Below are 10,591 nucleotides of genomic sequence, written 5' to 3'. Positions count from 1 at the left end.
TAGATTGCCACAGCCCTAAAGGGCTTCGCATTGACGATAAGCTAACCACCGCGTCATTGCGAGGGCAAAGCCCGAAGCAATCCATAATCTTAAATCTCGCCTTTCGTATTTTTAAAATTCTAAAGATTTTCCATTATTTTATTTTTCTAAGGTTTAAGATTATAGATTGCCACGATTCTATTGCATAGAATCTCGCAATGACGCAGTGGAATACGCAATGCGTGCAATATTATAGATTGCCACGAAAATTTTTCAAATTTTCTCGCAATGACATTTTTCACTGCGTCCTTGTGAGGTTTTAGCCGAAGCAATCCATAATCTTGGATTTAGAAAATAAAACAATGGAATCACAAAACTATCGGCGTAGCAATCCACAATCTCGCAAAAGTGGATTCCTCTCTTGCTCCTAATTTTTGATAAAATCCCTTAAAAGCAAAGTTTTAAGTTGAATTTTGGCAAAAACTAGATATAATTCCGATTGCCTTTCTTGAGACTTGTGCGATGAGCTATTTGAGTAATGCTTCAGGGTGGGAACACAGCAGAGCCCTCAAATCGTTTAAGTGCCGCAAGTATCTTAAGAGAGGTTTTTTAGTTTTTTACCTCTCTGAAACTCCCCCCTTTTTTTTCTTAAGATATTCTATCACAAAATCTTATACAGGAAAGACACGAATGCTAGAATCTAAATTTTCCTGCAAGACAGATTCAATGGCGAAAAGTGTGCCACTCGCACCACTTGCACACCCGCTACAAGCACCCAAGTATCTAATATACACATCAGTATAGCCCTCACTTGAGTTTTTTAAGTCAATGATTTCCATATTGCCGCCGTCCATCATTAGCATTGGACGAATTTTCTCATCAATAACAGCCTCAATAGCTTTAGTTTTTTGCACAATGGTCATATTTGTGAAAGCCAAATCGCCTTTGGAGCTTAAATCCGCTTTGTTTTTTAATTCGTTTTCTTCCATTTCTGCACGTACTTCACGCAAAATATCTACCAAATAATGCTCTCTCTCTTCGTGTCCTCCGGGTCGGATACAGCTTTTACAAAACGCACCTGCTTTTGTGTATTCGGTGATTTCTTCAATCGTTTTGAGATTATTGATTCTGATGACTTCTTTGAGCGTGCCTAAGCTTACACGTGCGCATTCACAGACGATAATCTCATCTTCAAAGTCTTCTGGTTTCTTGCCTAAATATTGCGCTGCGGCTTTTTTAATCACATCATACGCCATAACGGAGCAGTGCATTTTTTGCCCCGGTACTGCTGGAGTTTCTGGGTCATCGCGCAAGGCTTTTTCTACATCAATATTTGTAATTTTTACTGCTTCTTGCACTTTTTTGCCAAGGCAAAGCTCCACCATCATATCACTACTTGCAATCGCCGTTCCGCAACCAAAGCTTTTAAATTTTGCATCTACAATCGTATCGTTCTCATCTACGAGCCAATAAAGTCGGACTGCATCGCCACAAGCCTCCGCGCCATAATCTGCGACAACGAGCTTTAAGCCTCTTTTATCCGCTTCCTCTTGTGTAATCACGCCTAAATGGGTTGGATTGTCCATTCTCTCGCTGACTTTTTTACTATATGCGTCCCATAATGCGCCGCCTAATAATTCATTTTTTGCCATTTGATTCCTTTAATTTGCTAATTTATTAATAACTGCTTGAAATAGAGCGCAAACGCTCAATGGATTTTTTGAAAATCTCTATCGCATAGTCAATTTCTTCACTCGTTGTAAAGCGACTAAGCGAAATTCTAATTGCGGTATGTGCTAATTCCTTGTCTGCTCCAATGGCACTCATTACAGGATTTGCTTCTAAGTCTTCACTCGCACACGCACTTCCTGTGGAGCAGGCAATGCCATATTTGTTTAAATCCCACAACATTGCTTCCCCTTCTACACCACGAATGCTTACCAAAATCGTATTGGGCACACGCAAGGCACGATTGCCCACGACAAAAACATCTGGAATCTCTAGTAATGCGTCTTCTAGTCTATCACGCAAATGACGCACATTATTGCGTTCAAAGTCCAAATATAAATTTGCTTGTCGCATTGCTTCACCTAGAGCTACAATGTAAGGCACATTGAGTGTTCCGCTGCGTCTGCCGCCCATATGCTCTCCTCCGTGGAATAAGGGAGTGAGTTTGACGCCTTTGCGAATGTAAAGCCCACCGATTCCTTTAGGTGCGTGGAATTTATGCCCGCTGAAACTCAAGAAATCTACTTGTGCCTTTTGCACATCTACGGGAATCTTTCCGATTGCTTGCACTGCGTCAGTGTGGAAAAGCACACCTTTCTTTTTGCAAATTGCGCCAATTTCTTCAATGGGGAAAATAATCCCTGTTTCGTTGTTTGCCCACATAATGCTAACCAAAGCGGTTTTATCTGTGATGGCGTTTTCTACCGCACTTGCGTCTAATGTGCCGTTTTCTCCAATGGGGAGATAGGTTACTTCTACGCCTAGAGTTTCTAAGAATTGACAGGTAGAGCGAATTGCAGGGTGTTCTACTTGTGTTGTGATAATATGGTTTTTTGCGCCTTGGCGCAAAATGTCAAAATACACTCCTTTTAATACCCAATTATTGCTCTCTGTTGCACAAGAAGTGAGGATAATATCGTCTTCATCGTGTGCATTTATTCCCTCATAGAGATGATTAAAAGCCTCACGAATTGCGGTATGCGTTTCTGTTCCGAAATGATGTAAAGAATTTGGATTGCCATATTTTTGACAAAAATAAGTATCCATTAACTCTTTGGCTTGTGGGTCTAACATCGTGGTAGCGTTATTATCTAAATAAACTCTTTTGGATTCCATATTGCTCCTTGAATTATATTTTTTAGTTTTTATTCAAATTTTGCTTGAAATCTAGCAAAATAACTTTTGGCTTTTACCCTAAAAAAGCTTAATGTAATCTTACAAAAGAGGATTCTTTATCGCGTATGGCTCGCGTCATCGCCACGAACCTCAAGTATGCAAGAGGATAGATTGCCACGATTCTATTGCATAGAATCTTGCAATGACGCAGTGGAATACGCAATGCGTGCAATATTATAGATTGCCACGAAAATTTTTTAAATTTTCTCGCAATGACACAAGTTGTGTATTTCATTTATGCTGAATCGTAGATTGCCACGAAAGCCTAAAGGTTTTCTCGCAATGACATTTTTCACTGCGTCCTTGTGAGGTTTTAGCCGAAGCAATCCATAATCTTGCAAACATAAAATCCACAAAAGCGAGATTCTTTATTTAGTGCCACGATTCCTTGCGGAATTTCGCAATGACGATATAACTATTTCAGTCATTGCGAGGAGTGTAACGACGCAGCAATCTATAATCCAAAATCTCGCCTTTAACTTTAAAGATTCCATTGTAAGAGTTCCTGTATTTAAATTACAGATTGTTACGACTTCTTACGAAGCCTCGCAATGACAAACTAAAGTTTAAAAACTTGCTTGCAAGGATAACTCCTTAACGATTCCAAATTTTTTATAAAATTTTCATTTTAAAAATAAATTTTAGATTTTTTAGTTATAGTTTTGGAATCTTAATCTTAAGGGACAAAGAATGAATGCAATCAGTCAAAATAGTGGAATCTATGGCGGTTTTAATGCTTTGAATCTTGGGCAAAGTGGAGTAGAAACTAATGCGCAAAACGCGGCTAGGGCTAGCGTTGTACAAGGAGGTTTAGAGGGCTCTAATGTGGATTTAGCGCAAAATATGATTGGGCAAATGACGGCACAAAATGGCGTGAGTGCCAATGTGCAGACGATTCAAACCGCAGATTCTATGCTGCAAACTTTATTAGACATCAAAGCATAAGTATTTTGAAATCAATTGAAATGCAATATAAGGGTGGTAAATGGTAGATTATGGGATTGAATATTGGGGAAAAGATGATTTTATCATTGAAGATGGACAGGTAAAGGTCAATTACAAAAGCAAGCCCGCATTGATTAATATTGTCAAACAAGTGCGTGAAGAGGGCTATCGTGGTCCGCTTTTGGTGCGGTTTCCTCACTTGATGAAAAAGCAAGTAGAAAAGATTTTCACAAACTTTGAAAGCTCTATTAAAGAATATCATTATAAGGGCAAGTTCAAGGCGGTTTTTCCAATCAAAGTCAATCATTATCCAAACTTTGTATTGCCCCTAATGGAAAATACAACCCAACGTTGCTATGGATTAGAAGCAGGGAGCAAATCAGAATTGATTATCGCAATGGCTTATACCAACGAGAATGCGCCTATCACGGTCAATGGCTTCAAAGACAAGGAAATGATTTCGCTTGGGTTTATTGCGGCGAAAATGGGACACGACATTACCTTGACGATTGAGGGTTTAAACGAGCTTGAAACAATCATTGAGGTTACCAAAACTTTTGGGAAGCCTTATCCTAAAATCGGGCTTAGAATCCGATTGCATAGCACAGGCATTGGGATTTGGGCGAAGAGTGGAGGGATTAACTCCAAATTTGGCTTGACCGCAAGCGAGCTTGTAGAAGCCATTTCGTTATTGCGCAAAAACGACTTGCTAAACCAATTTACGATGATTCATTTTCATATTGGTAGTCAGATTAGTGATATTTCTCCACTCAAAAAAGCCTTGAGGGAAGCGGGGAATATTTATGCAGAGCTTCGCAAAATGGGGGCAAAAAAGCTAAATAATGTCAATATTGGCGGCGGATTAGCCGTAGAATACGCACAACACGAGCACCAACAGAATCGTAATTATACGCTTGCGGAATTTAGCGGAGATGTGGTTTTTACCCTCAAGGAAATTGCGAAAAACAAAAAAGAGCCAGAACCAAATATTTTTATAGAATCCGGACGCTATGTCTCTGCAAGCCACGCGGTGCTGATTGCTCCTGTATTGGAGTTATTCTCTCAAGAATATGATGAAAAGGCTTTGCACTTAAAAGACAAAAATCCTCCTTTGGTGGAGGAGCTCTTGGATTTGTATAACACCATTAACGAACGTTATGCGATAGAATATCTGCACGATAGCTTAGAGCATATGGAATCTTTGCTGACACTCTTTGATTTGGGTTATATTGACTTGCAAGACCGCAGTAACACAGAAGTGCTTGTGCATTTGATTATTAAAAAAGTCATCAAGATTCTAAAGCATAAAAACCATAGCGATATTATTCGGATTCAAGAACAAGTGCAAGAACGTTATTTGTTGAATTGTAGCTTTTTTCAAAGTTTGCCGGATTATTGGGGATTGGCGCAGAAATTCCCTGTGATTCCGCTAGATAGATTAAATCGCCGCCCCACGCGTTCGGCTAGCCTTTGGGATATTACTTGTGATAGCGATGGAGAGGTAGCATTTGATAAAAACGCTCCTTTGTTTTTACACGATATTGATGTCAAGGAAGAGGAATACTTTTTGGGATTCTTTTTGGTTGGTGCATACCAAGAAGTGCTTGGAATGCAGCATAATCTTTTCACGCACCCGACAGAATTTAGTGTCGTGTTTGATGAAGAGGAGGGCGGGTATCGCATTGAAAATTTGCTAGAATCGCAAACGATTTTAGATGTGCTAGAGGATTTGGATTATGATACCAAAGAGATTGAACGTTGTTTGAAACAACGTTTAGAGGATAGCAAGGAGATTTCAGAGGATACCAAGAAAGAAGTCTTGGGGCAACTTTATGTGATGCTTAGCGAAAATGGTTATCTAAGGACGGTGTTTAAAAGCGAAGGAGAGAAATCTTGAATTATGCCACAACACTTTTTGGCACTATCAAAGAGGATTTTGCGGTAATTTTAGAAAAAGACCCAGCGATTAATTCTAAGATTGAATTGTTTTTCAACTATCCCGGATTGATTGCCTTAGTGCATTATAGAATCGCACATAGACTTCATAACAAAGGCTTTAGGGCATTAGCTAGAATCCTTATGGGAATTACGCAGTGGCTTACGAATGTAGATATTCACCCCGCGTGCAAAATCGGGCATCGTGTTTTTATTGACCACGGACACGGGGTAGTGATTGGGGAAACGGCGGAAGTGGGCAATGAAGTGACGATTTATCAAGGGGTGAGTTTGGGCGGAGTGAGTTTAGAGCGCACCAAAAGACACCCCACAATTGAGGATTATGTCATCATCGGCGCGGGGGCTAAAGTGCTAGGAAATATTATCATCGGGGCGCATTCCAAGATTGGAGCAAACTCTGTCGTGATTCGTCCTGTGCCGCCTAATTCCACAGCAGTTGGAATCCCTGCCAAAAATATCATCAAGGGTATGAGTGATGACTTAAACAAGATTCCAGATATTCAATACCAACTCTTTAATTATTTACAAAAACGTTTGGAGTTATTAGAATCTGTCGCCCCCAAGAATATAGAATATATAGAATCCCGCAAAAAGCTAGAGACTTTGTATCAAGAATTTTTAAAGGTGAAATTTTAAGGGTGTCTATAATGAAGCATACCCGCAATTCTACCTTTATTATTGCGATTCTCTAATCTTGTCGTTGGGATTCCCCACCTCGTCATTGCGAGATGCGAAGCAATCTATAATATAGCAAAAAGTAAATTTTGTAATGAAATCGTTAAGGCTAATTCTACATTATAGATTGCCACGCATTTTTGCAAAATGCTCGCAATGACGAAATAGTAGAATCCTAAGTATGCTTGGATTTAGATTGCCACGAATGCTACGCATTCTCGCAATGACAAAGTAGAATACGCAATGACGCAAGGGCGGAATCTCACTTTAGAATCTTGCCTCTTCAAATTAGGATTCTATAAAAGAAAATTATAAAAGTTTAATATTGAATTTAAAAAAATTATAAATTTTATATATAATTTCAAAATTTTAATGCTAGAGGTGTCAAGTGGATAAGCTATTGATAATCATCTATGTTTTGGCTATGGCGGTAGTCTCTGGGATTGTTTTAAATAAGCTTAAGATTCCAGCGATTATTGGATATATTGTTACAGGGACGCTGACGACTTATATTTTTGGGTTTCATGTGCAGGATTCTGTGGATGTAAACGAAGCCGCAGAACTTGGAATCGTGTTTTTAATGTTTATGATTGGGCTTGACTTTAGTTTCAAAAAAATCACACAAATGAAGCAGGAAGTCTTGCTCTTTGGCGGATTGCAAATTGGAATCTCCATTGCCGCCTTTTTTGTAATTTGCCATTATTTGCTAGGATTCAACCTAGATACTTCTATCATTCTTGCAAGTGCAGTGAGCTTATCTTCTACTGCTATTGTCTTAAAAAGTCTTAATGAAGCGAATCAAACGAGAACGCCTTATGGGACGGCTTCTGTCGGTATTTTGGTTTTTCAAGATATTGCAGTGATTCCGATTCTGCTGATGATTAAGCTCTTGAGCAATCAAGATTTGAGTATGGGAGAAATGCTGCTTAGCACAGGAGTTTCAGCTGTTATTGTGCTTTTGTTGTTAATCTTGCCGGGGAGATTTTTGGCACGTATCGTCTTGCGCTCTAGTGTCAAGATGAAAACAGATGAAATTTTCGTGGGCGCGGTGCTTTTGATTGTATTAGGCTCGGCTTATCTTAGCAAATACTTCGGTTTCTCCCTCTCACTTGGGGCATTTTTGGCGGGAATGATTGTTTCAAATTCTCCCTTTAAACACCAAGTGGCAAGCGTGTTGGTTTATTTTCGTGATTTGCTTTTAGGAGTGTTTTTTATCACCATTGGTATGCAAGTCAATGTGATATTTTTGGCTAAGTATTTTCTCATTATTTTAATCCTTGTCGCTTTAATGTTGCTCATAAAAACCCTTATCGTGTTTGCGTTTTTGAGCTTTTTTAGAGGGGCGAAAGTGGCAATGCGTATCGCGCTTTCTCTCTCGCAAATCGGGGAATTTTCTTTTGCGATTTTTTTACTTGCAAGTCAGCATAAAATCCTGAATCTCCAATTAGATGGAGGGATTTTAAATTGGATTTTTGGAAGCCAATTCACGGCTTCTATCACTCCAGAAGAGATTTATCAATTCCTTACTTTAATGGTTATTTTTTCTATGATTGCCACTCCTTTTATTTTGGATAGGTTAGATGTGTGCGTGAAGTTTGCTTTAAAAATCTTTAGGATTCCGCTAAAGGTTGCAAAAATCGGCAGTAAAGCAGGAATTGGTCAGAAATCACAAGCCGAGCAGCATAGCGAAGTGGTGATTTGTGGGTATGGGGTTTTGGGCAAAAAGGTGCTAGAGTTTTTTAGCGGCTGCGATGTTACCACGCTTGTCGTGGATTCTAATTATGAACGCGTGGAAGAGGGGATTAAAAAGGGTTGCAATATCGTCTATGGCAATATCACAGACAAAATGATTTTTAGGGAGATTGAAGTTGAAAAGTCTAAAGTCGTCATCTTGTGCGTAGAATCGCCTCTGGCAATTGAAAAGGCGTGTCGTCATATTATGGACATTTCTCATCATATCAAAATCATTGCCCAAACAGACGAGGAGGCAATAGAGGCAGATTTAAAAGGAATCGGGCTTGAGGTAGTCAATGGTAATCGTGAGATAGCAACAATGCTTGCAAATTTGGCATTAGAAGCGATTCAAGAATCTAAAGAAATGGGGATAGGTGAGGAAGAGGAAAAATAGCTTAAAAAGTGGGAATTTATTATTCCTTAATTTAAACTTAGTTATAATAATTAAATTTTAATCATAATGGTAAGAAATGAAATCGTATCCTGAAAATTTTGCAAAACTTGTAGAATCTTTAGAAAAACTCCCAAGCATTGGCAGAAAATCTGCTATGCGTTTGGCATATTTCTTGGCATTTGAGGATAAATTTAGCGCACTTAGCCTTGCGCATAACATTGAATGCTGTGCGCAGCAATTACGCGTTTGTGAGGAATGCGGCGGAATCTCTAATGATACGATTTGCGCAATTTGTAGCGATAGAGCACGCAACAATGGCGAATTATGTGTCGTTGCGAATCCAAGAGAGATTTTTTTGCTAGAAGAGAGCGGAGAGTTTCTTGGCAAGTATTTTGTGATTGGAAGTCTTGAGAGACTAGACTTAAAACACTTAGAACAAATCATACAAAAGCATCAGATTCGGGAGGTTATTTTTGCCTTTAGTCCGACTTTAGGCAATGAAAGCGTAATGCTGTATTTGGAGGACAAATTAGAGCATTTGGGATTACAATTTACTAAAATTGCGCAAGGTGTTCCCACAGGAGTGAGTTTAGAGAATGTAGATCAGCTTTCTATCATTCGCGCTTTGCAATCGCGGGTGAAAATTTAAATAAAAGGGGAAAAATTGTCAGAAATTATTAATAATTTGCATTTATATATTATCGCAATCGGGATTATTTTGTTTATTAGCGTCTATGCGAGTAAGATTTCAGAAAGAGTCGGTTTTCCTCTATTGCTTGTATTCTTGATTTTGGGAATGCTCTTAGGAAGTGAGGGGATTGTTGGGATTAAATTTGATAATACACTTCTTGCGCAAGCGGTGGGTTCTGTCTCGTTAATCTTTATTCTTTATAGTGGGGGGCTAGATACGCATTGGGGACAAATTAAGCCCGTAGTCGTTAGCGGTGTGATATTGGCGACATTGGGCGTTTTGATTACGGCTATTATTTTGGCTTGTTTTATTTATATAATGTGGGGCGTTTCTGTTTTGGAGGCTTTATTGCTTGGCTCTATTGTGTCTTCTACGGACGCGGCTGCAGTGTTTATGATTTTTCGCTCACACAAAATCAACTTAAAGCATAACATTAAACCACTTTTGGAGTTAGAATCTGGAAGTAATGACCCAATGGCGATTTTTCTAACCATTACGATTTTGCAACTTATTGTAATGACCAATGCAACTTCCGCAATAGAATGGATTGTGCAATTTGTCGCGCAATTTGCTATTGGGGGTGCAGTGGGATTGCTTTGTGGCTACACTTTCCCAAAAATCTGCGAAAAACTCAATATTTCTCAACCCGGTCTTTATCCTCTCATTAGCGTAGCGTGGCTTTTTGTGATTTTTGGGCTCTCAATGATGTTAAAGGGCAATGGCTATTTGAGTATTTATATTGCTGGGATTTTGACAAACAAATTCGCCTTTCCTTACAAATCGCACATTATTGCTTTTCACGATGCGATTGCTTGGATGATGCAAATCCTCGTGTTTTTGGTTCTTGGGTTGCTCGTATTCCCCTCACAGCTTCCGGAGATTGCGTTGCCTGCTTTAGTTTTGGTCTTTATCCTAATGTTTGTTGCGCGTCCTATTAGTGTTTTTGTTTCTTTGGCAAAGAGTCGGTACAATAGGAAAGAAAAGGCGTTTATCTCGTGGGTTGGCTTGCGTGGGGCAGTGCCAATTATCCTTGCGACTTATCCTTTCGTCTATGAGTTAGAACAATCACAACTAATTTTTAATGTCGTATTCTTTATGGTGCTTGTGTCTGTTTTGGTACAGGGTATGACTCTAGGCTTTGCTGCGCGGTATTTAGGCATTATTGAGGAAGATGAGAAAGACTAGGTTTGCTTGAATTTAGAATCTCATCAATTTTTTTTAAGATTCTATTGCTAGCAATGTGGATTGCAAGGAAGCAATAGAATCTTGCAATTGCTCAATATATGCTATCACTCTAGCGGAATCCTAATTCT

General features: G+C 39.1%; 11 protein-coding genes and 1 other RNA gene. 9 read left to right on the top strand and 3 right to left on the bottom strand.

Annotation, left to right across the window (positions count from 1 at the left end):
• Together HDT10_RS06970 and ffs are read left to right on the top strand one after the other, a co-directional pair.
• A partial coding sequence (locus HDT10_RS06970; RefSeq protein ID WP_290881594.1) for a hypothetical protein occupies window positions 1-188 on the top strand: 188 nt, incomplete at its 5' end.
• A gap of 297 nt (window positions 189-485) precedes the next feature.
• Window positions 486-583, top strand: an RNA gene (gene ffs / locus HDT10_RS06965) — signal recognition particle sRNA small type.
• A gap of 67 nt (window positions 584-650) precedes the next feature.
• Here ffs and HDT10_RS06960 read toward each other — a convergent pair.
• Entirely contained in the window at window positions 651-1,631 is a 981-nt protein-coding gene (locus tag HDT10_RS06960) for an iron-sulfur cluster assembly scaffold protein (protein ID WP_290881591.1), read from the bottom strand.
• A 25-nt stretch (window positions 1,632-1,656) separates the two neighbouring features.
• Window positions 1,657-2,823: a NifS family cysteine desulfurase gene (locus HDT10_RS06955; RefSeq protein ID WP_290881587.1), complete on the bottom strand. Its 1,167-nt coding sequence runs from the start codon at window positions 2,821-2,823 to the stop codon at window positions 1,657-1,659.
• Window positions 2,824-2,889: 66 nt separating this feature from the next.
• On the opposite strand from HDT10_RS06955, the gene HDT10_RS06950 reads away from it, so the two are divergent.
• Window positions 2,890-3,063, top strand: coding sequence for a hypothetical protein (locus HDT10_RS06950; RefSeq protein WP_290881585.1), 174 nt, complete (start codon window positions 2,890-2,892; stop codon window positions 3,061-3,063).
• 51 nt (window positions 3,064-3,114) lie between these two features.
• Here the strand turns inward: HDT10_RS06950 and HDT10_RS06945 are convergent, their stop codons facing one another.
• Complete coding sequence (locus HDT10_RS06945) at window positions 3,115-3,237, bottom strand: hypothetical protein (RefSeq protein ID WP_290881583.1); 123 nt, start codon at window positions 3,235-3,237, stop codon at window positions 3,115-3,117.
• Window positions 3,238-3,573: 336 nt separating this feature from the next.
• On the opposite strand from HDT10_RS06945, the gene HDT10_RS06940 reads away from it, so the two are divergent.
• The 6 genes from HDT10_RS06940 to HDT10_RS06915 all read left to right on the top strand — a co-directional run bounded on the left by HDT10_RS06940 (window position 3,574) and on the right by HDT10_RS06915 (window position 10,463).
• A complete protein-coding gene (locus HDT10_RS06940; RefSeq protein WP_290881581.1) occupies window positions 3,574-3,828 on the top strand; it encodes a flagellar basal body rod C-terminal domain-containing protein in 255 nt (84 codons plus the stop codon).
• A 40-nt stretch (window positions 3,829-3,868) separates the two neighbouring features.
• Window positions 3,869-5,725, top strand: coding sequence for an arginine decarboxylase (gene speA, locus HDT10_RS06935; RefSeq protein ID WP_290881579.1), 1,857 nt, complete (start codon window positions 3,869-3,871; stop codon window positions 5,723-5,725).
• Window positions 5,722-6,420 carry a serine O-acetyltransferase gene (gene cysE / locus HDT10_RS06930; RefSeq protein WP_290881577.1) on the top strand — a complete coding sequence of 233 codons (699 nt, stop codon included), beginning with the start codon at window positions 5,722-5,724 and terminating at the stop codon, window positions 6,418-6,420. Before speA ends, cysE begins: the two co-directional genes overlap by 4 nt.
• Window positions 6,421-6,847: 427 nt before the next feature.
• Window positions 6,848-8,587 carry a cation:proton antiporter gene (locus HDT10_RS06925; protein WP_290881574.1) on the top strand — a complete coding sequence of 580 codons (1,740 nt, stop codon included), beginning with the start codon at window positions 6,848-6,850 and terminating at the stop codon, window positions 8,585-8,587.
• Between the two features lie 76 nt (window positions 8,588-8,663).
• Entirely contained in the window at window positions 8,664-9,236 is a 573-nt protein-coding gene (recR, locus tag HDT10_RS06920) for a recombination mediator RecR (protein ID WP_290881573.1), read from the top strand.
• A gap of 15 nt (window positions 9,237-9,251) precedes the next feature.
• Window positions 9,252-10,463, top strand: a complete 1,212-nt coding sequence (locus HDT10_RS06915) for a potassium/proton antiporter (RefSeq protein ID WP_290881571.1) — start codon at window positions 9,252-9,254, stop codon at window positions 10,461-10,463.
• Window positions 10,464-10,591: the final 128 nt, after the last annotated feature.

The organism is Helicobacter sp., from assembly GCF_014799995.1.
GTDB lineage: Bacteria > Campylobacterota > Campylobacteria > Campylobacterales > Helicobacteraceae > Helicobacter_D.
This window is presented reverse-complemented; position numbering and strand designations above follow the sequence as displayed.